The 24,199-nt window shown below is 67.0% G+C and carries 18 protein-coding genes and 1 pseudogene; 6 read left to right on the forward strand and 13 right to left on the reverse strand.

Annotation, left to right across the window (positions count from 1 at the left end):
- Positions 1-186: 186 nt before the first annotated feature.
- The 3 genes from AC1DX5_RS18060 to AC1DX5_RS18070 all read right to left on the reverse strand — a co-directional run bounded on the left by AC1DX5_RS18060 (position 187) and on the right by AC1DX5_RS18070 (position 5,611).
- The gene (locus tag AC1DX5_RS18060) at positions 187-2,499 is read right to left on the reverse strand and encodes a TonB-dependent receptor (RefSeq protein ID WP_478016598.1); all 2,313 of its coding nucleotides are present in this window, start codon (positions 2,497-2,499) and stop codon (positions 187-189) included.
- Positions 2,500-2,962: 463 nt separating this feature from the next.
- On the reverse strand, positions 2,963-4,234 hold the full coding sequence (locus AC1DX5_RS18065) for an amidohydrolase family protein (RefSeq protein ID WP_478016599.1): 1,272 nt from the start codon (positions 4,232-4,234) through the stop codon (positions 2,963-2,965).
- A gap of 63 nt (positions 4,235-4,297) precedes the next feature.
- Complete coding sequence (locus AC1DX5_RS18070; RefSeq protein ID WP_478016600.1) at positions 4,298-5,611, reverse strand: MFS transporter; 1,314 nt, start codon at positions 5,609-5,611, stop codon at positions 4,298-4,300.
- A gap of 167 nt (positions 5,612-5,778) precedes the next feature.
- Between AC1DX5_RS18070 and AC1DX5_RS18075 the strand changes: the two genes are divergently transcribed.
- Both AC1DX5_RS18075 and lexA read left to right on the forward strand, forming a co-directional pair.
- Positions 5,779-6,954: a molybdopterin molybdotransferase MoeA gene (locus AC1DX5_RS18075; protein WP_478016601.1), complete on the forward strand. Its 1,176-nt coding sequence runs from the start codon at positions 5,779-5,781 to the stop codon at positions 6,952-6,954.
- A 56-nt stretch (positions 6,955-7,010) separates the two neighbouring features.
- Positions 7,011-7,688 (forward strand): transcriptional repressor LexA, encoded by a 678-nt coding sequence (gene lexA / locus AC1DX5_RS18080; RefSeq protein ID WP_478016602.1) that lies wholly within the window; start codon positions 7,011-7,013, stop codon positions 7,686-7,688.
- Between the two features lie 4 nt (positions 7,689-7,692).
- Here the strand turns inward: lexA and AC1DX5_RS18085 are convergent.
- Positions 7,693-9,870 (reverse strand): annotated as a pseudogene (locus tag AC1DX5_RS18085) (ComEC/Rec2 family competence protein); the annotation flags it as partial.
- A gap of 28 nt (positions 9,871-9,898) precedes the next feature.
- On the opposite strand from AC1DX5_RS18085, the gene gltX reads away from it, so the two are divergent.
- From gltX to AC1DX5_RS18100, 3 genes are read left to right on the forward strand one after another with little or no spacing between them, the layout of a single operon-like run.
- The gene (gene gltX / locus AC1DX5_RS18090) at positions 9,899-11,344 is read left to right on the forward strand and encodes a glutamate--tRNA ligase (RefSeq protein ID WP_478016603.1); all 1,446 of its coding nucleotides are present in this window, start codon (positions 9,899-9,901) and stop codon (positions 11,342-11,344) included.
- A 22-nt stretch (positions 11,345-11,366) separates the two neighbouring features.
- Positions 11,367-12,650 (forward strand): citrate synthase, encoded by a 1,284-nt coding sequence (locus tag AC1DX5_RS18095; protein WP_478016604.1) that lies wholly within the window; start codon positions 11,367-11,369, stop codon positions 12,648-12,650.
- Entirely contained in the window at positions 12,650-12,835 is a 186-nt protein-coding gene (locus AC1DX5_RS18100) for a hypothetical protein (RefSeq protein WP_465172845.1), read from the forward strand. The genes AC1DX5_RS18095 and AC1DX5_RS18100 overlap by 1 nt, the downstream gene beginning before the upstream one ends.
- 13 nt (positions 12,836-12,848) lie before the next feature.
- On the opposite strand, the gene AC1DX5_RS18105 is transcribed toward AC1DX5_RS18100, so the two are convergent.
- The 4 genes from AC1DX5_RS18105 to AC1DX5_RS18120 are packed head-to-tail and all read right to left on the reverse strand — an operon-like array spanning position 12,849 to position 16,873.
- Positions 12,849-14,222: a sensor histidine kinase gene (locus tag AC1DX5_RS18105; RefSeq protein WP_478016655.1), complete on the reverse strand. Its 1,374-nt coding sequence runs from the start codon at positions 14,220-14,222 to the stop codon at positions 12,849-12,851.
- Complete coding sequence (locus AC1DX5_RS18110; protein ID WP_478016605.1) at positions 14,213-15,334, reverse strand: DUF2336 domain-containing protein; 1,122 nt, start codon at positions 15,332-15,334, stop codon at positions 14,213-14,215. Before AC1DX5_RS18110 ends, AC1DX5_RS18105 begins: the two co-directional genes overlap by 10 nt.
- A gap of 34 nt (positions 15,335-15,368) precedes the next feature.
- Entirely contained in the window at positions 15,369-16,532 is a 1,164-nt protein-coding gene (locus AC1DX5_RS18115) for a hypothetical protein (protein WP_465172843.1), read from the reverse strand.
- 47 nt (positions 16,533-16,579) lie between these two features.
- Positions 16,580-16,873 carry an Hpt domain-containing protein gene (locus tag AC1DX5_RS18120; RefSeq protein WP_465172842.1) on the reverse strand — a complete coding sequence of 98 codons (294 nt, stop codon included), beginning with the start codon at positions 16,871-16,873 and terminating at the stop codon, positions 16,580-16,582.
- An 82-nt stretch (positions 16,874-16,955) separates the two neighbouring features.
- Here AC1DX5_RS18120 and AC1DX5_RS18125 point away from each other — a divergent pair, with 82 nt between their 5' ends.
- Positions 16,956-19,259: a coiled-coil domain-containing protein gene (locus AC1DX5_RS18125; RefSeq protein WP_478016606.1), complete on the forward strand. Its 2,304-nt coding sequence runs from the start codon at positions 16,956-16,958 to the stop codon at positions 19,257-19,259.
- A gap of 4 nt (positions 19,260-19,263) precedes the next feature.
- Here AC1DX5_RS18125 and AC1DX5_RS18130 read toward each other — a convergent pair whose 3' ends face one another.
- The 5 genes from AC1DX5_RS18130 to panB form a co-directional block, all read right to left on the reverse strand.
- A complete protein-coding gene (locus AC1DX5_RS18130) occupies positions 19,264-19,710 on the reverse strand; it encodes an Hpt domain-containing protein (protein WP_465176349.1) in 447 nt (148 codons plus the stop codon).
- A 79-nt stretch (positions 19,711-19,789) separates the two neighbouring features.
- Complete coding sequence (der, locus tag AC1DX5_RS18135; protein ID WP_465172839.1) at positions 19,790-21,163, reverse strand: ribosome biogenesis GTPase Der; 1,374 nt, start codon at positions 21,161-21,163, stop codon at positions 19,790-19,792.
- 73 nt (positions 21,164-21,236) lie between these two features.
- A complete protein-coding gene (locus AC1DX5_RS18140) occupies positions 21,237-22,562 on the reverse strand; it encodes an outer membrane protein assembly factor BamB family protein (protein ID WP_465172838.1) in 1,326 nt (441 codons plus the stop codon).
- Positions 22,559-23,260, reverse strand: coding sequence for a tetratricopeptide repeat protein (locus AC1DX5_RS18145; protein WP_465172837.1), 702 nt, complete (start codon positions 23,258-23,260; stop codon positions 22,559-22,561). The genes AC1DX5_RS18140 and AC1DX5_RS18145 overlap by 4 nt, the downstream gene beginning before the upstream one ends.
- 69 nt (positions 23,261-23,329) lie before the next feature.
- On the reverse strand, positions 23,330-24,190 hold the full coding sequence (panB, locus tag AC1DX5_RS18150; protein WP_478016607.1) for a 3-methyl-2-oxobutanoate hydroxymethyltransferase: 861 nt from the start codon (positions 24,188-24,190) through the stop codon (positions 23,330-23,332).
- Positions 24,191-24,199 lie beyond the last annotated feature (9 nt).

A 24,199-nucleotide genomic window follows, 5' to 3' on the forward strand; every position in this document is an offset into this window, starting at 1 on the left:
GCCGCCCGTCAGCCAAAGGCATGACGGGCAGCTATTGGCCACCCTCCGTTCGCCCTGAGTTGGGGCTGAGTAGCCGAAGGCGTAACGAAGACCCGTATCGAAGGACATGGCGTGAGGCCTGTCCTTCGATACGCCATTTCGACAAGCTCAACGGCTACTCAGGACGAACGGAAGATATAAAGGTGCTTAGCGGAACTTGCCGCTCACCGAGATACCGATGACGCGCGGTTCGTTGAACACCGCCGCCATATAGTTCTCGATCACACCCTTCAGGTTCTTCTCGTTGGTGATGTTGCGCCCGAACAGCGCGACCTCATAGGCACCGCCCGGCGCGGAGTAGCCGAGCTTCAGGCCGCCTTCGAACGTGCCGTCCGAATAGAACTCCTTGGTCTTGTAGAGCACGAAGTTCGTATAGCCCTGCAGGTTCCAGTCGGTCGCCACGAACACCTTGCCGCCATTGCCCAGCGGCACGTCGTAGCGGCCGTTGAAGTTGACGGTATATTCCGGCGCGTTCGGCAGCGGCTGGCCGTCGATCTGGGCGAACACCGCCGGCGATCCGAACACCGGCACCGTGATCGTCGGGTTCTGCACGGTGCAGACCACCACGCCGTTCAGCGCGCAGACCTGCGCATAAACGCGCTTGTCCTTGATCTCGCTGTGCAGCAGGCTGAGGCCCAGGCCGAGGCTCAGGTTCGACGTGGGGCGGAACTCCGCCTCGGCTTCCAGGCCGTACGCCTTGGCCTTGTCGGCATTGAACAGCACGCCATTGCCGTTGGAATCATTGCCGTTCAGCTGGATGTCGTCGACCGTATAGGTGAAGGCCGTCGCGTTCAGGCTCAGCATGTTGTTGAACAGCCGGCTCTTGAAGCCAGCTTCCCAGGACAGGATCGTCTCGGAATTCGCCGTGGTGAAGTCCGAATTGAACACCGCCGAACGACCCTGGATGGTCGGGCCGCGGAAACCGCGCGCGACACGGGCATAGAGGCTCACGTCCGGATTGACCTGGTAGAGCGCGCTGAAATCCCAGCTCGGCTGCGTGTCCTTCAACTCGACGAAGCGGCGGCCGGTATAGGTCACCGCGTTCGTCGCGCTGTTGGCGGTCTTCAGCAGCTGGGTGGTCTTCTTGTCCTCGGTCACGCGGCCGCCGGCGGTGAGCGTCAGGCTCGGCAGGATCTCGTAGCTGAGCTGGCCGAACGCCGCCCAGGAGGTGTTCACGTCATGCAACCGCACCCAGTTGTTCGGGTTGCGCGCGGCGGTGGTGAGGAAATAGGCGCGCTGGTAGAAATCGGTGATGTCGCGAGAATCGAAATACATGCCGCCGATCTGCCACTTGAAGCGGCTGTCGCCGTCGCTGGCGAGCCGGACTTCCTGGGTGAACTGATCGAGATTGCGCACATTGCCTTGCGACTCGCCGAAGCCGGTGCCGCCGAAATTGGCCGCCGCGCCGCCGTCCGTGTCGCCGCGGCTGAAGCCCGACGTCGTCTCGTATGCGCTGATCGAGGTCAGCACGACGCCGCCAAAATCATAGGCGGCGCGAACCGACTCGCCATAGGTGGTGTAGGCTTGCGGGTTGTTCATCGCTTCGTCGAACGCGACCTTGTCGCGCGGCTCGGCGTCGACACTGTTCGAACCCTTCTTCAGCGCGGCGCGGTGGAACAGGGTGGAGGTGCCGTCATAATCGCGGGCATGCGCGGAGACGTTGACCGAGAAGCGGTCGCCCGGCGTGAACAGCAGCTGGAAACGGATGTCGCGCTCGTCGAAGCCGCCCATCGCGTCCTTCTTCGGCGAGACGGTGCCGTCGGCGCTGGTGCCGGTGAAGACATTGTCGACCCAGTCGTCGCGGTGCTGGTACAGCGCCGAGACGCGGAACGCGAGCAGGTCCTTGACGATCGGGCCGCCCACGCCGGCATCGGCCGTGATCGTGTTGTAGCTGCCATAGGAGAATTGCCCGCGGCCTTCGAACTCCTGGGTCGGCTTGATCGTGTCGAACTTGATGATGCCCGCCGTGGTGTTGCGGCCGAACAGCGATCCCTGCGGTCCGCGCAGCACTTCGGTCTGCGCCACGTCGAACACCGGGTTCGACTTCAGCACGACATGCTCGAGCACGACATCGTCCTGGATGATCGATACCGGCTGCGACGCGCCGAGATAGAAATCGATATTGCCGAGGCCGCGGATGTAGAAGCGCGGGAAGATGCGGCCGGTCGTCGTCTCGGCATACAGGCCGGGCACGCGGCCGGAGAGCGAGAGAATGTCGTCGCCGCCGGTCTGGAAGGAGCGCAGCGAGTCACCGGTGAGCGCCGTGACCGACAGCGGCGTGTTCAGCAGCGTCTCGGGGCGCCGTTCCGCCGTCACCACGATGTCATTCAGCCCGACGTCCGCCGACTCCTGCGCCACCGGCGCGGCGGCCTCCTGGGCGGAGGCCCCGGTCGAACAGAGCAGCGCGCTGATAGCGGCGCCGAACAGGAGGGAAGATTTGGCAACGGTGGATCTGGACACGGGGAACCCCTTTTAATCTGAACAAGACGCGCGGCTTTTCCGGACCGAGACGAACGTCACGGTCCCCCGAATCGTTATCGATTTCGCTGGACGAGCCCCACGGACCGGGCCCCTAGGCGCGGAATAAGACCGTGGAATGACAGAGTCATTTCCTAGATGGAACGATCTGGTCGATTCAATCCGGAAGTGATCCGTGCGAGCGCGGCGCCCCGGGCAGCCGGCGTTCTTTCTCATCGTAACATGAATGGTGGCGGCTCGGCCTGCGCGCTACAGTGGAAAGCAACCGCTATTTCCCGCGTTTTTTCCGTCAAAATCGACCGATTTTCCGCTGTTATGCCGTAACAGGGAAACGCGACCTAACGCGCTGCGAACAGAGCGAAAAATCGAGCCGAAAATCCAATATAACAGCGGAACAAAAAACAATGTCTGAAACGGCGCTAAAAATCGCGCGCCGTCGTGGGAATCAGTCGAGCTTGCGACCGGCGATCCAGACCTGCTCCAGGCTCTGCGTGTTGCGGATATCGGCCAGCGGATTGGCCCCGAGCACCAGCAGGTCGGCCTGGCGCCCGGGCCGCAAGGTGCCAACCATGTCGTCGATGTGCATCACCTTGGCCGCCCCGCCTGTCGCGGCGACCAGCACCTTCATCGGCGTCAGGCCGGCCTCGACCATCATCTGCATTTCAAGATGCTCGAAATAGCCCTGCCAGCGGCCGGTGGGGGYGCCGGTATCGGTGCCCATCGCGATCTGCACGCCGGCATCGGACAGCAGCTTGAGGTTGCGCTTGGCCTGTTCCAGCGCCGGCTTGATCGCCTGCGCGCTGGCGCTTGCCTTCACCTTGGCCTGGGCCTCGGGATCGAGCAGCGGGGCGAGCGGCGCGCGATAGGCCGCTTCCTTCGTGAAGAACGGATCGCTCGTGAAATCGGGGGTGGATTCATACACGAACACGGAAAGGTCGCGCGTCAGGGTCGGAATATAGCCCACGCCGTTCGCCTTGATCGCGGCGATCAACGCCGGGTCGACGTCCCGGTCGCGGATGCTGTGCGCCAGGATGTCGGCGCCGGCATCGACCACGCCCTTGGTCTCGTCGGCGGTGAACATATGGACGGCGATGCGCAGCTTCTCGAGATGCGCCTGGTCGATCATCGCGCCATAGACGGCCGGGGTGCGGATCGGCGCGTCGGGCGGCCCTTCCAGCCGGATCTTGATGATGTCGACGCCGCGCGCGGCATTGGCCGTGACGGTCGCGCGGCCTTCCTCGGGCGTCTTCGCCGTGAGTACCGGGCCGGAGACGTAGAGCCGGGCCATGCCGGGCCCGTACGGCGCGGTGCGCAGTTCGTCGCGCAGCTTCACCGTTTCCACCCCGTCATCGCCCAGGCTGTAGACGGTGGTGACGCCGTAGCGGGCGTAGAGCGCCAACTGGTCGGTGAGCTGGGTGCGTGGCGGCACCGCCGACTTCGCGTCGAAGAACAGATGGCCATGCGCGTTGACGATGCCGGGCATGATCGTCTTGCCGGTCACGTCGATCACCGTGGCACCGGCGGGGACCCGGGTCCCCGCTTTGGTGCCGACCGCGACGATCTTGCCGTCGGTCACCACCACCACGCCGTTCGCGATCGGTGCCTTGCCGGTGCCGTCGATTACGCGTGCACCAGTAAAGGCGATCGTCTCGGCCTGGGCTGGCGCCAGTGCGACCAGCGACAAAACCCAGAGACCAAGCCCGCTCAACAACCGCATGCTCTCAACCTCCCGACGCCAAAGCCGGAGCATAGCAGCGCGGTCGCGCTTGGGTAGCGCGGTTCAGCTGTCTCCGCCGCCAAGCCGGCGTTTCCGCTCGAGGATCCGCACCACGCCGAAGATCACGAACAGCACGACCGGGATCAGCGCCACGACCTGGAAGGACCGCGTCGCGGCATAGGCCAGCACGTCGTTCAGCACCGGCCCCGGCTGAAGCGCGGCGAACGCCGCCTCGCCCCCTGCCCGCTCAAGCTTGGCCTTGTCGTAGATCGCGCCGAGCTTGGGCAGCACCAGTTGGATCGCCATCGCGCCGGCAAAACCGACCAGCCCGATCGTCCAGGCCCCGCCGCGCGGATAGCGATAGGCCACCGCCGCGATCATCGTCGGCCACATGAAGGCGACACCCACCGCCCACACCGTCGCGGCGACCAGCGCCGTCACCGGCGAGGAGGCGACGCTCAACAGATACAGACCCAGGCCGGCCGGTATGGTGCACAGCCACAACAGCCCCATGTCGGACACGCGGTGCGACAGCACGCCGGCGAAATGCCGCATCACGAACATGATCGCCGACACATAGACGAGCAGGAGGATGCCCTTCATGCCCACCGTATGCGTGAGCGCGACGTCCACCCAGGAACCCGGCGCCAGCTCGGCCGACGCCGTCAGGAACATGATCGCGAAGAAGATCCAGAAGGTCGGCCGCTTGAACGGCACCGCGATCATCTCGCCGAACCCCACGCCCAGCGCGGCGCTTTCGGTCGGCGGGAATTTCTGGGTGAGCGTCCACAGGCCGAAGGCGACGCCCGGCACCATGATCAGCGCGATGTCCCAGCGCCAGTCGAGCCCGATCTGCCCCACGCCGATGCTCGCCAGCCCGCCGACGACGATGCCCGCCGGCCACCAGGCGTGCAGCACGTTCAGCCGGTGAGTCTTGTCCGCCGGATAGAGCGCCGCCGTCATAGGGTTGATCGACGCCTCGGTGCAGCCCCAGCCCACGCCCGTCAGCGCCATGCCGAGCGTCACCAGCGTCCCGATGCCCGCGCCGCTGCCCATGCCGGGCGCGAGCACCATCAGCAGCGACCCGCCGACGAAGCTGCACGCCGCCAGCAGCAGCACCCGCTTCGCCCCGATCACGTCGAGGAATGGGCTCAGCACCAGCAGCGAAAAGGCGAAGCCGCTGAACGCCGCGCCGAGCGCCCCGCCGATCATCCGGCCCGAATTGGCCGGGTCGATCGGATCGAACACGGCCTGGCGGATCGCATCCGACGCGGCGGTGCGCATCGAAAAGGCGACCGCGGCGGTGAACAGCGCCAGCACGCAGATCCAGAACAGGGCAGTACGATTATAGGCGTCAGGCGCCGGTGCTTGCGTCATGCATCTTCCCCCGTGACATGGCCCATGGCCATGCGAAGCACCCCGCCGACTTGATCGCGGCCAGTTTGCTACCGAAGCGATTGCTATAACACTCGTTTCGAAGATGGTAGCGGTAACTGACGCGGCTGCGTCTCGACCCGTGGCGCCTCGCCGGATAGGGAGGCGGGATGATCCCCGTCGCCGAAGCCCAGGCCCGTCTGTTCGCGCTAGCTCCCTCTGTCGATGCGGAGACCGCGCTCCTGCGTGAGGCCGCGGGGCGCTGGGCCGCCCGCGACATACTCGCCCTGCGCACTCAACCTGCCAGCGATCTCTCGGCGATGGACGGCTATGCGATCCGCTTCGCCGACCTGCCCGGCCCCTTCACCCTGGTCGGCGAGAGTGCTGCCGGCCGGCCCTTCGCCGGCGAGATCAGCACGATGGAGACGGCGCGTATCTTCACTGGCGCCGCAATGCCCGCCGGCGCTGACACCGTGCTGGTGCAGGAAGAGGCCAGCCAGGAGGGCGACCTGATCCTGCTCACCGGCGAAGGGCCCGGCGCCAAGGGCAAGAACACCCGCCGCAAGGGCCTCGACTTCTCCGCCGGCGACCTGCTCATCCCTCAGGGCGCGCGCCTCACGCCGGCCCGCATCGCGGTGGCGGCGACCGGCGGGCACGGGGCTCTCCCCGTCACCCGCCGCCTTCGTGTCGCGATCGTCGCGACCGGCGACGAGCTGGTCGCACCCGGCACCGCGCCGACGGAAGACGCGCTGCCCGAGTCGAACGGCGCCATGCTGGCCGCACTGCTGGCCGACCTGCCCGTCGAGGTGATCGACCTCGGTATCCTGCCTGATCGACTCGACGTGACCACGGCCGCCTTTGCCGCGGTCGATGCCGACATCCTCGTCACCACCGGCGGCGCCTCGGTTGGCGATCACGATCTGGTCCGCCCTGCGCTCGCTGCCGCGGGCGGCAGCATCGATTTCTGGCGGATCGCGCTCCGCCCGGGCAAGCCGATGATGGCGGGCCGGCTCGGCGGCGCGGTGGTGCTCGGCCTGCCGGGCAACCCGGTCTCGGCCTTCGTCACCGCCTTCCTGTTCCTCCGCCCGCTGATCGCCACCATGGCGGGCGCGCCCGATCCGTTCCCGCGCACCGCCACCGCGATCCTCGGCGAAGACCTGCCGGCGAACGACCACCGCCAGGACTATCTGCGCGCCGCGATCCGCGACGGCCATGTCTTCGCCGCCAGCATTCAGGACAGTTCGATGCTGCTGACTCTCGCCCGCGCCGACTGCCTGATCGTCCGCGCGCCCCATGCGCCGGCGCTCGGCGCGGGCGAAGTGGTGGAAATCCTTCCATTCGCTTGACACGGCACCGGAACATTGCATAAACGTTCCCAGTCTGTTCCGACGGAGGAATTGGGATGCTTACCCGCAAGCAGCACGAGCTGATCTGCTTCATCAACGACCGGCTCGAGGCGAGCGGCGTTTCGCCCTCGTTCGAGGAAATGAAGGAGGCGCTCGACCTCAAGTCCAAATCGGGCGTGCACCGCCTGATCAGCGCGCTGGAGGAACGCAAGTTCATCCGCCGCCTGCCCAACCGCGCCCGCGCACTCGAGGTGCTGCGCATGCCGGAACGACCCGAGGCAGCACGCAAGGCTGGCGCTGCGGTTGCGGCACCGACCGGCAATGTGAAGAAGCTCCCCGAGCCTGCGAACGACGTGATCGAGATCCCGTTGCACGGCCGGATCGCCGCCGGCGTGCCGATCGAGGCGTTCGAGGGCCAGTCGATGCTCGCGGTGCCCGCGGCCCTGCTCGGCGGCGGCGAACATTATGCGCTTGAGGTCTCGGGTGACTCGATGGTCGATGCCGGCATCCTCGACGGCGATTATGCGCTCATCCGCCGCGCCGACACCGCCCGCGACGGGGAGATCGTCGTGGCACTGATCGACGACAGCGAAGCGACGCTCAAATATTTCCGGAAGGAAGGCGCGATGATCCGCCTCGATCCGGCGAACCGCGCATACGATCCGCAGCGTTATTCTCCACATCAGGTGCGCGTGCAGGGTAAGCTCGCCGGCCTGCTCCGCCGCTACGTCTGACCGGGACGGGCGCCGCCACCCGCCAGGGGTGGCGGTCGCCCGGCTGCAACACGGTGGTGACATGGCCGGTACGCAGCGTCACCGCGACACCACCGGTCTTGGCCAGCATGTCGCGGTCTAGCTTTAGCCAGCGCGGGCGGCAGCCATCGGGCAGCCAGCGCTCGCTGACCACGATATCGGCGGTGGCGCATGCCGCGATCAGCTCGCCCGCCGGCACCAGATAGGCGCTCCGCGTCGCGAGGATCCGCCAGCTCCGGCCGCCCGCTTTCTGCTCGACCAGGCAGAGATCGCGGCTGCACCGCGCCTCTGGCTGATCGGCGAGGAACAGGGGCTCGCCGTCCACCCCGCTATTCTCCGCCAGCATGTCCGACGTGTAGTCGCCGACCCGATCACGCAGCAGCGCCAGCCCGCCCCGCGCCGTGCGGATCGCCACATGCCGGCCGTCGCCGGTGACGAGCAGGTCGGGCGTCGGCGTCGTCAGCGCCCAAGCCGCGCCCATCGCGAACGGCACGCCGCCGAGCCGCCGCCAGCGCGTCCGCCACAAGGCGACCCAGAGTCCGCCGAACGCCATCAGCCCGAAAGCCCCACCCGGCATCGCCGGTAGCGCCGCGACCGATCCGGGGATGCTCGCGGTAGCATGCGCGATCCACAGCAGCAGGTCGAGCGACCGCGCCGTCAGCCACCACAGGGGCGCGCCGATCCCGGCCAGGTCGAACAACAACGCGAGCGCCTCGAGCGGCATGACGATGAAGGTGGTCAGCGGGATCGCGACGATATTGGCGACCGCGCCGTAAATGCCCGCCTTGTGGAAGTGGAACAGCGCGATCGGGATCAGCGACAGCTCGACCACCACGCCGGTCAGCAGCAGCGACAGAAGCGTGCGCCCGAGCTTCTGCCACCACGCCTGCTCGCGCGGCGCGAACCATGCCTTCACTCGCGGATGCTCATGCAGCGCGACGATCGCCGCGACCGCCGCGAAGGAGAGCTGGAAGCTCGGCCCGGCCAGCGCCTCGGGGAAGAGCAGCAGCACGATGAAGGCACCGGCCGCGACCAGCCGCAGGGTAATCGCCTCGCGCCCCATCGCCATCGCGATCAGTACCAGCAGCGCCGCGACGCAGGATCGGACCGTCGGCACCTCGGCGCCGGTCAGCCAGGTATAACCGATCGCCGCCACTGCACCCGCCCCGGCAGCGATCAGCGGCAGGCGGAAACGCAGCGCCAGCCACGGGCTGAGCGCGAGCAACCGCAACACCAATAGCATCACTGCGCCGACCACCGCAGTGATGTGCAGCCCGCTGACCGATAGGAGATGCGCCAGCCCCGACCGGCGCATCGCTTCGGCATCCTCCTCGGAGATGCCGCCCTGGTCCCCGGTCGCCAGCGCCGCCGCAATCGCCCCGCCGCCGCCCGGCGCGCTCGCCTGGATGTGTTTCGACAGCCTTTCGCGCAGGCCCGCACCGCTGGACACACCCGGGCCGACGATGCTGACCGGCCCGAAGCCACGCCCGGTAGCGCCTATCCCATCGAACCAGGCGACACGCGCATAATCATACGCCCCCGGCACCGCAGGCTGGGGTGGCGGCATCAGCCGCGCGCCGAGCCGGATCGTCGCGCCCCGCGACAGCCCGGCCGGCACATCCGCCTCGGCGAGGTTGACGCGGACATGCTGCGGCAAGGTCGGCAGCGGCCGCGTGTCCTTGCGTCCGGGACGCGCCGGAACGGCCACGACACGAACCGGCGTCAGCCGCAGCCGCACCAGATCGCGCGACGGCAGCGGCTCGACTCGTTCCACCCGCGCCTCGAAGGTCGCGATCACCGGACGTGCCAGCACCTGTCCGTCCGAACTCTCCGCCCGCCACCAGATCAGCGCCAGCCCCGCCGCCGCGAGCAGCGACCCCACCGCCACCACGCGCCCGGCCCGCCCACCACGCCCGACGGCAATCGCGAATAGCGCCACGCCGGCCAGCGCGAGCAACAGCGTCCACCACCATGCCGGATCAGGCAACACGAGCCACGCAGCGATCCCCGCCCCGAACGACACCGGCACCCACAGGAAAAGCTGATCGCGCTCGGCTTCGAGCCACAGCTCCAGCCCTGCCTTGGCCTTGCGCAACCGGGCGCCAGCCCCGATTTGAAGGAGCCGGGGTCGCGTGCTAGTGGCCTCGGCGGCTGTACTGGCCATCGATTTTCAAGTCTGGGAGCAAGCGCGTTTGGGCGCAAGGTCTGATACCGCGGCGGCCGATACCGGCACGCCCGACACGTCCGCAGTGGTGACGCGCTTCGCGCCGTCGCCCACCGGCTATCTGCACATTGGCGGCGCGCGCACGGCGCTGTTCAACTGGCTGTTTGCGCGCCATCATGGCGGCAAGTTCCTGTTGCGCATCGAGGATACCGATCGCGCCCGCTCGACCCAGCCGGCGATCGACGCGATCCTCAGCTCGATGACATGGCTCGGTCTCGACTGGGACGGCGAGACCGTGTTCCAGTTCGAGCGCGCCAAGCGTCACGCCGAGGTCGCCTATCAGATGGTCGAGCAGGGCAATGCCTATCGCTGCTACGCGACCGCCGACGAACTGACCGCACTGCGCGAGAGCCAGAAGGCCGCCGGCAAGCCGATGCGCTATGACGGCCGCTGGCGCGACCGTGATCCATCCGAGGCACCCGAGGGCGCGCCCTTCGTGGTTCGGCTGAAGGCACCCAAGGAAGGCGCGACGACGATCATCGACCAGGTCCAGGGCTCGGTCACCGTGCAGAATGAAGAGATCGACGATCTCGTCCTGCTCCGCTCGGACGGCACACCGACCTATATGCTCGCGGTCGTGGTCGACGATCACGACATGGGCGTGACTCACGTCATCCGCGGCGACGACCATCTCAACAATGCCTTCCGGCAGCTGCCGATCATCAAGGCGATGGGCTGGCCAGTGCCGGTCTACGCCCATATCCCGATGATCCATGGCAGCGACGGCGGAAAGATGTCGAAGCGCCACGGCGCGGTCGGCGTGGAATATTACCGCGACGAACTCGGCATCCTCCCCGAGGCGCTGAGCAACTACCTGCTCCGGCTCGGCTGGGGGCACGGCGACGACGAGATCATCAGCCGCGAGCAGGCGACCGCGTGGTTCGACCTGGCGGATGTCGGGAAATCACCAAGTCGGTTCGATTTGAAGAAACTCGAGAACCTGAACGGTCATTACATCCGCAGCGCCGACAATGCGCGACTGGCCGAGCTGGTGATCCCGCGACTCGGTTTCGAAATCACCGAATCGCAGGCCGAATTGCTTCAGCGCAGCATGGAGTCGTTGAAGCCCCGCGCGGCCAATCTCAACGAGCTTACGACCGGCACGGCCTTTCTTTTTCGCACGCGCCCACTGGAAATGGACGCGGATGCAGCATCGCTCGTCTCCGGCGACGCACCGGCGCTGCTGGCGCGTCTGCATGCCGCTCTTGACGCGGTTGCCAACTGGGATGCAGAGGCTCTCGAAGACGCGGTCCGCCGGGTCGCGGACGATGCGGGGGTGAAACTTGGGCAGGTCGCGCAGCCGTTGCGGGCAGCGCTGACCGGGCGCAAGACATCACCCGGGATTTTCGACGTGCTCGAGTTGCTCGGGCGCGACGAAAGCCTGGGCCGCATCGCCGACCGGATGACTGCCTGACGGGTCGAGAAAGGACATATCGATGAGCAACACCGCGAAGCTGGACGTGGCAGGAACTGCGCACGACTATGCGGTGATGTCTGGCAGTACCGGGCCCGACGTCATCGATATCCGCCGGCTCTATGCCGATTCGGGCATGTTCACTTACGATCCCGGCTTCACTTCGACGGCGAGTTGCGATTCGGCGATCACCTATATCGACGGTGACGAGGGCGTGCTCCTCCACCGCGGTTATCCGATCGGCCAGCTCGCCGAGCAGTCGAGCTTCATGGAAGTCTCCTATCTCCTCCTGAACGGCGAACTGCCGAACGCGAAGGAGCTCGAAGGCTTCAGCTACACGATCTCGCGCCACACAATGCTGCACGAACAGCTCGCGACCTTCTATCGCGGCTTCCGTCGCGACGCGCATCCGATGGCGATCATGTGCGGCATCGTCGGCGCGCTGTCCGCCTTCTATCACGATTCGGCCGACATCACCGATCCGCACCAGCGCATGATCGCCAGCCACCGGCTGATCGCGAAGATGCCGACGATCGCGGCGATGGCGTATAAATATTCGGTCGGCCAGCCCTTCCTCTACCCGGACAACAGCCTGTCCTACACCGGCAACTTCCTGCGCATGACGTTCGGCGTCCCGGCCGAGCCCTATGTGGTGAACCCGGTGGTGGAAAAGGCGCTCGACCGCATCTTCATCCTGCACGCCGATCATGAGCAGAACGCGTCGACCTCGACCGTCCGCCTCGCCGGCTCGTCGGGCGCGAACCCGTTCGCCTGCATCGCGGCCGGCATCGCCTGCCTGTGGGGCCCGGCGCATGGCGGCGCCAACGAGGCGGCGCTCAACATGCTGCGCGAGATCGGCACGGTCGATCGCATCCCGCATTATATCGAGCGCGCCAAGGACAAGAACGATCCGTTCCGCCTGATGGGCTTCGGCCACCGCGTCTACAAGAACTACGATCCGCGCGCGACGGTGATGCAGCAGACCGTACGCGAAGTGCTCGGCGCGCTGGGCGTCAACGATCCGGTGTTCGACGTGGCGCTCCACCTCGAGGAAATGGCGCTCAACGATCCATACTTCATCGAGAAGAAGCTGTTCCCGAACGTCGATTTCTATTCGGGCGTGATCCTGTCGGCGATCGGCTTCCCGACGACGATGTTCACCGCGCTCTTCGCCCTTGCCCGCACCGTCGGCTGGGTCGCGCAGTGGAACGAGATGATCTCCGATCCCGCGCAGAAGATCGGTCGCCCGCGTCAGCTCTATACCGGCCCGACGCAGCGCGATTACACGCCGGTCGCGAGCCGGTGATGCGCACCGCAGTCACCATCGGCGGCATCCTCGTGCTGCTGATGGGGCTGCTGTGGATCGGCCAGGGCACGGGCTATATCCAGTGGCCGGCGTCCAGCTTCATGATCGATCAGCGCATCTGGGCGCTGTGGGGCGCGTTGCTGGCGGTTGTCGGCATCGTGCTGATCCGGATCGGGCGGCGGTAGCAGCGACGCCCGATCATTCCCGATAGGGCAGCGTGAAGACGAACCGGGCGCCCTGCCCCGGCGCGCTGTCGACCGTCACGTCACCCCTCATGGCGCGCGCCAGCTTGCGCGCGATATAGAGCCCCAGCCCGCTACCGCCAGCCTCGCGTGAATCGACCCGTTCGAACTTCTCGAAGATGCGGGCCTGGTCCGCGACTTCGATACCCTTGCCCTGGTCCGCCACGCTCACGGCGGCGATGCCGTTCTGGTGCTCGACACGAATCCGCACCATGCCGTCGCGCGGCGAATAGCGCACCGCATTGCCGATCAGGTTGACCAGCACCTGCACCGCCCGGCGAAACTCGCCCGTCGCCGGCAGCATGTCCTGCGAAGCCGGCTTGTCGATGCGCACCTGCGCCGCGGAAGCGCACCCATCGAGCAGGGCCGCCGCCCGACGCGCGACGTCGGCAAGATCGAGGGCTTCCTTCGCGACGGTGAAATCGGGATGTTCGATCGCCCGCAAATCGACCAGGTCGTCGACCAGGCCCATCAGATGTCGGCCCGCGCTCGCGATATCCGCCGCATAAGTCGCATAATCCTGATGCAGCGGCCCATCCGACCGGGCGTTGATGCTGTCGGCATTGGCGATGATGCGGTCAAGCGGACCGCGCAGCGCCCGGTCGAGCCTCGCGGCAAGGGCTTCAGTCAGATCCTCGAATTGCGTGGAGTGCGGGACGGCAGCCGGTGCATCCTTGATCATGTGCGCGGCGCCGACGAAGCCGGCAAAGGCGCCGGCAACGTCCGTGCGCGCCGCCGCCAACAGCCGGACCGGCCGGCCAGTCGCGCGGATCGTCGCACGCTGATCATCGAGACGGCGGTGCATCGCCGGACCGTCCAGAATCGGGAACGCTTCCGCCCGATCATCGTCGAACGCGAACAGGCGGCTCAACGGCTGGCCGAGCATCGACGCCGAATCGAAACCATGCCTTACCCCGGCGCTGACTGGAAGCGAGGTGATGCGCAGCGCCGAATCCGTTTCCCATGTCCACTCGCCCGAACTGCGCAGGAAATCGCCCTCGCGCTCGACCTGCATCGTGTCGGGATGCCAGGCGGCCCGGCTGCGCCAGCCAGTGATCCTCAGGCGCATGCCGGCCGCCTCGGGCTCAGCGCGGACCCATAGCTCGACATCGTCGTCACCGTCCGCGACGATCAGGCCACGCGAGACGAGGATGCCGAGACGCTGCGCGAGCCGCGCCAGCGTCGCGATCTGGGGGATCGCGACTGGTTGGCCGATCCCGCCGCCCGCGCGGCTGTTGAGGTCGATCAGCCGCTGGTCGGCCTGGACCAGCCGGCCGGCGCGATCGACCATCCCAAGCACGGGCGCCAGCACCGGATCGCTCACGTGCAGGGCCGTGCCCTCCCCGCCGCCAGCGCACGCTGCGCGGCACGATAATCGGGAGGCAGCAACAACGGCGCGAGCGCCGCCAGCGCATGTGCCGATGATGTGGCAGCGATCGCGTCGAGCTGTTCGGCGAAGCGCTCGATATCGCGGCGGGGATCGGCTTCGCTCAGCGCGAGCGCGATCCGCGCAATCGATTCCCGATCGAGCTCCAAGGCACGCAACACCAGCCACAGGCGGTCGGCGCCTGGGTCGAGCAGTATCTCTCGCGCATCGGTGTAATTCAGGCCGAGCGCGTGGCCGATCAGCGCCACGACCAATGACAGGCGGCGGTCCAGCAGGGCTTCGATCAGCAGCCGGGCGCGTTCGTCGGCGCGTGTATCGAGGGCCGCGGCAAGGCGCATTGCCGCCACTTCGAGCCGACCGCCTTCATCATGAGAGGAGATGCTGCGTGTGGCAGCATCCACCAGCGCGCGGTCGAGTATCGCGAGATCGTCACCCGCCGCTTCGGCGAAATGCGCGCGGAGCGCGGCCGCCGTCCACCATGTCAGGCGATGGTGCAGCCCGGCGGGAAGGTCAGCACGCGCCGACGTCGTAACGGCGTCGCCATGACGGCGGTTCTCCGCGGCAAACAGTGCCATGGCCGCGGCGGCGACCACGCCGTCGGGATCCTGGGCCAAGCGGGCGAGCACGCTGAGGCCACCGTGGTTCTCCGGCGCGGTGACGGGCAAGCCGGCGGCAAGCACGTCCTGTCGCGCCCGGCCGACCAGCTCACGCATCAGCTCGGCATCGCGCAACAGGCCCGATGCGCTGAGCCTCTCCAGAACGAACGGATCGCCATGGGCCAACGCCTTGGAAAGCACCGGCGCCCCACGCGCGGCGAGCAGGCGGGCGGCATGATGGCCCACCAATTTCTCGACAGTGGTAACGAGCGCGCCGAGCATACCCGCCAGGGCCGAGCGCAATCGTTCGTCGAGCCGCGCTTCAGCGGGGAGGAAGAAATCGTTGATTGCGACCGCCAATCTTTCATCGGCGCAAAGCTCCACTGCCGCCTCGCGCGCGGCCGGCTGGCCAGCCCCCCAACGGGCGCCATCATCCATGTCGCCAACATCGCTCGACATGCGCCCCTGCTACGAAAACATCCTTAATATGACACTAAGGTTTTTCGCGAAGACCCTCAATGGCGGCGCCCAGTGTCGCAACGGCACAGATTCCCGCGACTAGGAGGGCAGCGAGCGGTTGCCCGATCGCGACCAGGGGAAGCATCAGCATCGGATAAGCGGCCGGGCTCGCCCACCAGCGGCGGCGAAGTCGCGCATTGCCGGCCCGTTCGGCCAGCCCCGCCGCCACGATCGCGCTGCTCGCCGCGATCAGACCGGCGGTCGAGCCCCGGCCCAGCAGCAGGGCAGACAGTGCCGGCACCGCCAGCATCGCGCCTTGCTGAACGCGTAGCTGGATCGCCTCGTCCCGCAAGGCCGAAGCGGTCATCCCCACCGCCAACGCGACCAGGGCGACGATCGACAGCCCCAAACCGGCGATCGACCATCCGAAAAAGAGCGCCGCGAATCCGGCGACCGCCAGAGTTAACGCCAGAGCAGTAACGGCGATGCTGGAAATATTCCGCGCTACCATATGCGGCAGGGCGAAGCGCGCCAGCGGTGCCAGCACGAACCGGTCGGCCCAGCGCGTCGGAGCGGGCGTCAGCGCCGACAGGATCACCTTGCCGCGTTCCGCCAACCGGCGCGAATCGCGTTCGATGCCATGCGCTTCACCTGCGGCACCGGCCGGCAGGCGAATCTGTGCCGGACCAGCCTGTGCCGCGACACGGAGCAGGGTCGACTGGAAATCATAGTCCTTCGGCATCGCCGCGACCTCGGCGATCCGTTTCGCATCGAGCAGCGCCATGCCGGCCCAGGCGGTCAGCGCGCCGACCCGTTCGAACGGTGCGCCACTACCCTGGTCGTCGATGACGAGCAACGCGTCCCCATGTTCGGCAGCCAGCGAAGCCACGACCTCTCCGGTCGTCATCACGCCATCGGCGACGACCAGCACCCGTGACAGAGGGTGCAGCTTCTCCGCCGCCTCGGTGGCGGTGCGAACGGCATCGACCGATGCGCCGCGCCGTCCGATCCGGTTGATCGCACCGAGCAGCTCGGGCGTAAGCCGGGCGATGACGAGGACGAGCTGCGACGCGCCCGCCGCGACGAGCAACCGCGCCTGGAATTCGATCAGGGTCAACCCGCCGAACGGCAAGGTCGCGGCAAGCGTACCGGGCCGGTCAACGGCATCCTCGGTCGCGAAAATCAGCCCGGCCAACATGCTGAGCTGTTAGGCTGAACCATCGCCATTGGCAAAGGTGGCGATATTCAGAGGCATTTCGCTGCCTGGCGCAGGCGACGAAGCAGGCCTTCGTCCGGCGCGCGCGCCTCGGTCGCCTCGGACGCGATGTCCATCAGGGCAATGGCGCCGAAGCTCGCGGCGAGGCCCTTGAGACGTGCCGCAGCACGCCGCCATTCGTCATCACCTTCGGCGCTCTGGAGGGTGTCGAGACCGCGCCGGACACCGTCGAGAAAGGCTTCGCGAAGCTCAGCGATCAGCTGGGGCTCGTCGCCCACCGCGGCCGCCAGAGTCGCATCGATTGCACCAGGATCGTACGCCATGCCTGTGTTTCTACGCAGAAGCGCTTAAGACAAGGTTTCGCTATTCTCTTTCCGCAGGCAGAAATCGTGATAAACAGCTGATATGAACGGGGGTTCGCGCATCATCGATCTTCGACCAGGTAACGGTCCCAAAGCGCCCGCTGAAGCTGCGGCGTCACCGGACCCTGCCACGGTCGAAACGGTCGAGCCGCACCAGTATATCGATGACTATGACGACGAGCCGGCGCCGCAGCGCGTACGGTGGATCGTTCCCACGCTCGGCATTCTCGTCTCGCTCGGCTGGATCGCAGGCATGCTGTGGCTGGCGTGGCCGAGCCTGCAGCGCGCATTGCCGATCGAGCTGACCGGTTTCATCGCGGCCTTGTGCGTGCCCCCGGCGCTGATCGGCATCCTGATGTTGCTGGCGCTCCGGACCAGCACCGCCGAGGCGCGGCGCTTCGGCCGTACCGCCGAAGCCATGCGCGCCGAGGCGGCCAGCCTGGAACGCACGGTCGCGGCCTTGTGCAACGCGATCGACGCGAACCGGACCAGGCTCGCCGAGCAATCCTCCAGCCTGATGGCGATCGGCGACGGCGCGGCCGCAAAGCTGACCGGCATCGGGACCGGCATTGCCGAGCAGGTCGATCTGGCTGACGCTCAGGCGCGCAAGCTGGCCGCCGCCGCCGCCGCCGCGGAAAAAAGCCTCGCCATCTTGCTCGCCACCCTGCCCAAGGCGCATGACGAAACCGAGGACCTGACCAGGCTGCTCGAACAGACGGGAATCTCCGCGGGCCGCCATGCCAGTGCGCTCGACGCCCAACTGGTCGCCCTGGCCGAACGGGGGCGGGAAGCAGACGCCGTCGCGGGCGGCGCGGCGCAGAGGCTTGCCGCACACATCACCCGCATGGAAGCGACGAGCGAGACGGCTGGCGCGCGCCTCGAGGCAGTCACCGGTGACATGTCAGCCGCGGTCGACGGACTGCTCGGCCGCACCGCGGGAGCGGTGGACGAAGCGCGCAAGGGTATTGCCGCGCAGGGCGAGGCGATGCTGGCGATGCTCGGCACCAACCAGGCAGCGCTTGACCGTGCCAGCCGGGACAGTGTCGAGGCGCTCGCGGCGCGCATCGGCACGATCGAACAGATCATCGACCGGATCGCGGCCCGTCTGGGCGAGCAGCGCGTCGCCAGCGAGATGGTGATTGGCGAACTCGACACCGGGCTGACGCGGGTCTCCCGCCAGCTCGACGCGCTTCACGCGCAGGGCGTCGACCGGACCGAGCATCTTTCCGCCTCGATCGGCGCGCTCGGCGGATCGGCCGATGCGATGACCGCTGCGCTGAAGACCGGCGATGCGATCGCGACCACGGCGATCGGCACGACCGAGCGGTTGCTGACGGCGCTCGATGCGGCGGCGCGCGAGATCGACGAGACATTGCCCGGCGCCCTGGCGCGGCTCGATGCGCGGATTTCCGACAGCCGGCGCATGGTCGGCGATGCGACGCCGGAATTGCTGGCGCTCGTCACCGCCGCCGAAAACACGCATGAAGCGGTCGCGGCGATTGCTCAGGCCATCGCCACGCAGCGCGACACGATCGACACGCTGTCCAACACGCTGATCGAGACGCTCGCCAGCGGCCGCGCCAGGGCGAATGCGCTCGGCGAAATGGTCGAGGAGACGATCGGCCAGACCCATCGCTTCGCCGACGAAGCCGCACCACGCCTGGTCGAAGCGCTGCTGCGAGTCCGCGACACCGCCAGCGCCGCGGCGGATCGCGCCCGCGAGACGCTCGCTTCGGTCATTCCCGAAGCGGCGACGGCGCTGGAAAATGCCAGCGTCGAGGCAATGCGGCGCGCATCCTCCATGGCCCTGGATCAGCAGATCGCCGCGATCATCGACGCCGGCGACGCGGCAGCGGAGTCGGCGCAACGCACGTCCGAACGACTGACTCGCCAGATGCTGGCGATCGCCGAGTCGACTGCCACGGTGGAGAGCCGGATCGAGGAAGCTCGGATCGAACGCGAGGATGCCGACAAGGACAGCTTCGCCCGCCGGGTGTCGCTGCTGATCGAATCGCTCAACTCCGCGTCGATCGACATCACCAAGGCCTTCTCCGCCGAAGTGTCGGACAGCGCATGGTCGGCCTATCTCAAGGGCGATCGCGGCATCTTCACCCGGCGGGCGGTGCGGCTGCTCGATAGCGGCGAGACGCGGGAGATCAGCCGTCTCTATGAGGCGGACATGGCCTTTCGCGAGCAGGTGAACCGCTACATTCATGATTTCGAAGCGATGCTGCGCGCGATCCTGGTCCAGCGCGACGGGTCTCCGCTGGGTGTTACCTTGCTGTCGTCCGATATGGGCAAGCTCTATGTCGCCCTTGCTCAGGCCATCGAACGACTGAGAACCTAAGCCATTACAGCGCGCGGCGGCCAAATACGGGCCGGCGCGCGACCAATGGGTTCGATTCACGCTCGAGCAGTTCCAGCGTCTTGTCGAACAATGGCCGAAGTTCGACCACCGATTGCAGCGCTTCGTCGGGCGTATCGCGATTCTCGACGCAATCGCGCGCGATCGTCTCGATCTTCTCCGCCAGCGCGCCGAGCGGTTCTGCACCGAACTGCCGGGACTCGCCCTTCAGCGTGTGGGCGGGCAGGACCATCGCGGCGGCGTTGCGAGACCGCATGGCAGTCTCGATCGCTCCGACCGATTTCACGCCGTCTTCCCGAAAATAGCCCAAAATCCGCACGAAGCCGGCACCAAGCTCGTTCCGAGCCCGCGAAAACACCATCCAGTCGACCAGGCGAGGATCGTCGAGCGACACCGCAATCTCCCACTTCGGGCCGCAAGGCCGCGAAGACATGCCCCGCTCTTATGCAAACGGGGTAAAGGATGCGTTGACGGGCGTGCCGGCAGTCGCACCGACACCGTTCAAACGGCCTTTACCGGTCGAACGGATTCTTGGGCGCGCGCAGCGTCAGCCGGACCGGCACCGCACCGAATCCGAGGTCGCGCCGGATGCCGTTGATCAGATACCGCTGATAGCTCGTCGGCAATTGATCGACGCGGGTACCGAACAGGACAAAACCGGGCGGGCGCGTCTTGGCCTGGGTCAGGTAGCGTAGTTTGATGCGCTTGCCGCCCGGCGCGGGCGGCGGATTGGCCTCGATCGCCTTTTCGAACCAGCGGTTGAGCTCGCCCGTGCCGATACGGCGCGACCAGGCTTCCCGCGTCTCGAACGCCACCTTGAGCAAGGTATCGATGCCCTTGCCGGTCGCCGCAGACACCGTCAGCACCGGGATGCCCTTCACCTGCGAGAGCCCTTCCTCCAGGGCGCCGCGGATGCCGTTGAACAGGCTGCTGGCATTTTCCGCCACGTCCCATTTGTTGATCGCGACGACCAGCGCACGCCCCTCCTGCAGCGCCGCGTCGGCGATGCGCAGGTCCTGCGCCTCGAGCCCGCGAGTCGCGTCGAGCAGCAGCACGACCACTTCGGCGAAGTCGATCGCGTGAAGCGCGTCGGCGACCGACAGTTTTTCCAGCTTGTCCTGCACATTGGCGCGCTTGCGCATGCCGGCCGTGTCGATCAACCGAACGGCCCGGGCCTCGCCTTCCGGATCGTGCCAGGTCCAGTCGATCGCGATCGAATCGCGGGTGATCCCGGCCTCGGGACCAGTAATCAGCCGCTCCTCGCCGAGCATGCGGTTGATCAGCGTCGAYTTGCCGGCATTGGGGCGGCCGATAATGGCGAGCTTCAGCGGCGCGTCGAGGCTCTCCTCATCAATCTCCTCGGCTACCGCTTCCGCGTCCTCCTCGGGCTCGACGTGCGGCAGCAGTGCCTCGAACAACTCGACCATACCCTCACCATGCTCGGCGGAGAGCGCGACCGGATCCCCGAAGCCGAGCGACAGCGATTCGAGGATACCATTTTCGCCGGCACGGCCTTCGGCCTTGTTCGCGACCAGGATGACCGGGGTTTTCGATCCGCGCAGCCAGCGGGCGATCTCCTCATCGAGCGGAACGAGGCCGACACGGGCGTCGATCAGGAACAGAGCAACATCGGCCTGGGCGACGGCGGCTTCGGTCTGCGCGCGCATGCGGCCGGGCAGCGAGGCGGCGTCCTGGTCCTCATAGCCAGCGGTGTCGATGACACGGAATTCCATGCCGACGAGGGTTGCATCACCCTCCCGGCGGTCGCGGGTGACGCCCGGACGATCGTCCACGAGCGCAAGCTTCTTGCCGACGAGACGGTTGAACAGAGTCGATTTGCCGACGTTGGGCCGGCCGATGATCGCGACCACGGGAAGATTGGGCATGGCGCGCCTTAGCGTGCCGCGCCGCATTCGTCACCCCGGAGTCGCACCGGGGTCACGAAGCGGTCGCCGTCGATCAGCGATACGCCGAGATCCGGCCCTTCTGATCGAGCACATAGAGCGTGGAATTCGCCACGATCGGCGGCAGGCTGTAGGATTTGCCGCCCTCGATTACCGCGCCGGGTTCGCCCGTGTCAGGCGAGGCCGACAGGATTTCACCGCGCGAGTTGGTCAGGATCAGACGGTTGCCGGCGAGAACCGGGCCATACCAGGTGACCGGATTCTTCTTTTTCTTCTCGCTGCCATAATGGCGGAGCTGCTGGATCCAGCGGACCTTGCCGGTCGCGCGGGCGAGGCAGACCAGCCGGGCATCGTCCGTGACGATGAACAGCCATTCACCCGCGACCCAGGGGGTCGAGATGCCGGCGAAATTCTGTTCCCAGATGCGCTGGCCCGAGACGATTTCCAGCGCGACCATGCGCCCACCCTGGCCGACGGCGAAGACGAGGCCGCGGTCGATGACCGGCGACGCGTCGATATCGGCAAGCGACGACACCGAGGTGGAGATGGTCGAACGCGACAGCGCGTCCTGCCACAGGGTGCGGCCATTCTCGTAGCGATAGGCGTTCAGTTCGCCGGAGGAGAAACCGGCAATGACCGTGCCCTGCCCCATCGCGGGCGCCGCGACGCCGAACACGCCCTGAGTCTCAAGCGAGCCGGACTGAGTCCAGACGACCTTGCCGTCGGTCTTGGTCAGCGCGAACAGCTGATTGTCCTGGCTCAGCACATAGAGATTGTCGTTGTCGATGGTCGGTGAGCCGCGCAGCGGGCCGCCCGGCTTGGCGCGCCACAGCTCGGCGCCGGTCGCGGCGTCGAGTGCCACCACGTCGCCGAGACCATCCGTCGCATAGACCTTGCCGTCATCGAAGCTGACACCGCCGCCGAAACGCGCGCTTTGGGTCTTCTTGTCGGTCTTGGCGATATTGGTGGTCCAGACCTTTGCGCCGGTATCCGCGGTGAAGGCATGGACATTGGCGTCCACGTCCATCGCATAAAGCCGGCCGCCGGCAACGACCGGTGGCGCGGCGAGCCGCTGGCGGTTGGAACCGCCATCGATCGAAGCGCTCCATGCACGCGACAGCGTGGCGCCGAGCGCAAGCTGCCCCATCGACTTGGAGGCATTGCCGCCTGGCTGCGCCCAGCTGTCATTGGCCTCTGGCGCGGGGAGAAGCACCTGCACGTCCGCCAGACTCTTGTCGGAGGTGACTTCGCTCTCGGACATGAGGATCGGCACGCGATCACCCAGCACCGGAGTCTTCTTGCCGCCGCCCTTGAAAATGCCGCAGCCACTGAGCGCGAGGAGCGCGGCGCCGGCCAGCAGCACCCGGTTCTTGTACATCATTGCGCTTTCTTTTCCTCAACCGGGCCGACCGCGTCGACGCCCATGGTGCCCGCGAGCTGAACCGCGCGTTGACGGATCGTATCGGGCACCGTCTCGTCCCGGGCGATCTGCCCGAAGAGCGGTGCCGCGAGATCGGGCTTGTTCATTTGGAGATAGGCGGCACCGACGAGCTCGCCCGCGCTGCCGAACCAGGGATTACCCTTCACCGCAAGCGGCTTCAGCCGGTTGACGACGACATCGGGCTTCAACGTATCGAATTCAGCGGAGGTCTGGCGGATCAGCGCCAGGTCGCGCAGCGGCTGGCCGATCGAACTGTCGCCCGCGACCGCGGCGAACTTGGCGGCAGCGCCCTTCAGGTCTTCCTTCTGCAGCAGCAGGTCGGCCTGGGTGAACAGCGCCATCGCGCGGTAGCCGGCGATCTTCGACCCGGCGAGCTCGACCAGGCCCTTCTCGGCGGTGCCGATCTTCTGCACGGCCAGATCGTCATAGACGGCCTGAAGCTTCTCGCCCTGCTCGCCCGCGACCTCGCCGCTGTGATGCTGCCAATAGAGGAAGCCGCCGAACGCCGCGAGGCCGGCGATGATCGCGACAATCAGCCAGCGGCCAAAGCGCGTCCACATGCTCGCGAGCTGATCGCGGCGAAGTTCCTCATCGACCTCACGCAGGAATGCTTCGTCGGTATTCGGCGTAACGGCCAAGGGATGCTCCATGTGGCGAAGGCTGGAAAGGCGCGGACCTTAGCGATGGCCGCGCACAAACGGAAGGGATCAATCCTTGGGCGCGTAGGTCTGCTCCGGACCCGGAAACGCGCGGGATCGGACGTCCGCCGCATAGGTTTCAACCGCGGCGGAAATACGGCCAGCCATGTCGTCGAACTTCTTCACGAAGCGTGCCGTGCGCTCGAACAGGCCGAGCATGTCCTCCGCCACCAGCACCTGCCCGTCGCACTCGGCCGAGGCGCCGATGCCTATGGTCGGGCAGGCGACCTTCCGGGTGATCTCGATCGCGATCGGCTCGACCACGCCCTCGATGACGATCGAGAAGGCGCCGGCATCAGCCACCGCGACGGCGTCGGCGACGATCTTGGCCGCTTCCTCGGGCGTGCGTCCGCGCGCGCCATAACCGCCGAGCACATTGACCGCCTGCGGTGTGAGGCCGACATGACCCATTACCGGGATGCCGCGCTCGACGAGGAAACGGACGGTCGGCGCCATCGCCTCGCCGCCTTCCATCTTCACACCGGCCGCGCCGGTCTGCTTGAGCAGCCAGGCCGCGCTCTCGAACGCCTTTTCGGGCGAGGCCTCATAGCTGCCGAACGGCATGTCGATGATCACGACCGAATGATAGCTGCCCCGCACCACCGCGGCGCCGTGCGCAGCCATCATCTCCAGCGTGACCGGCACCGTCGAGGGCAGGCCGTAGACGACCTGGCCGAGGCTGTCCCCGACCAGCAGCAGATCGCAATGCGGATCGAGCAGCTGCGCGGTGCGGACGGTATAGGCCGTCAGCATCACCAGCGGCGTGCCGCCCTTGGCCTTGCGCAGGGCCGGAATGGTGAGCCGCTTCATCGGCGCCGGCGTGGGATTCGCGCGGCTGGTCGAGGTGTCGATCGTGAAGGTCGTGGACATGGCCCCGCT

The sequence above is a fragment of the Sphingomonas sp. P2_B6 genome, assembly GCF_056404755.1.

Excerpts from the sequence above, each read along its gene's own strand:
- AC1DX5_RS18070 (WP_478016600.1), bottom strand. The coding sequence starts at position 5,611 with ATGACGCAAGCACCGGCGCCTGACGCCTATAATCGTACTGCCCTGTTC.
- AC1DX5_RS18075 (WP_478016601.1), top strand. The coding sequence starts at position 5,779 with ATGATCCCCGTCGCCGAAGCCCAGGCCCGTCTGTTCGCGCTAGCTCCC.
- lexA (WP_478016602.1), top strand. The coding sequence starts at position 7,011 with ATGCTTACCCGCAAGCAGCACGAGCTGATCTGCTTCATCAACGACCGG.
- AC1DX5_RS18095 (WP_478016604.1), top strand. The coding sequence starts at position 11,367 with ATGAGCAACACCGCGAAGCTGGACGTGGCAGGAACTGCGCACGACTAT.
- AC1DX5_RS18100 (WP_465172845.1), top strand. The coding sequence starts at position 12,650 with ATGCGCACCGCAGTCACCATCGGCGGCATCCTCGTGCTGCTGATGGGG.
- AC1DX5_RS18110 (WP_478016605.1), bottom strand. The coding sequence starts at position 15,334 with ATGTCGAGCGATGTTGGCGACATGGATGATGGCGCCCGTTGGGGGGCT.
- AC1DX5_RS18115 (WP_465172843.1), bottom strand. The coding sequence starts at position 16,532 with ATGTTGGCCGGGCTGATTTTCGCGACCGAGGATGCCGTTGACCGGCCC.
- AC1DX5_RS18120 (WP_465172842.1), bottom strand. The coding sequence starts at position 16,873 with ATGGCGTACGATCCTGGTGCAATCGATGCGACTCTGGCGGCCGCGGTG.
- AC1DX5_RS18125 (WP_478016606.1), top strand. The coding sequence starts at position 16,956 with ATGAACGGGGGTTCGCGCATCATCGATCTTCGACCAGGTAACGGTCCC.
- AC1DX5_RS18130 (WP_465176349.1), bottom strand. The coding sequence starts at position 19,710 with ATGTCTTCGCGGCCTTGCGGCCCGAAGTGGGAGATTGCGGTGTCGCTC.
- AC1DX5_RS18140 (WP_465172838.1), bottom strand. The coding sequence starts at position 22,562 with ATGATGTACAAGAACCGGGTGCTGCTGGCCGGCGCCGCGCTCCTCGCG.
- panB (WP_478016607.1), bottom strand. The coding sequence starts at position 24,190 with ATGTCCACGACCTTCACGATCGACACCTCGACCAGCCGCGCGAATCCC.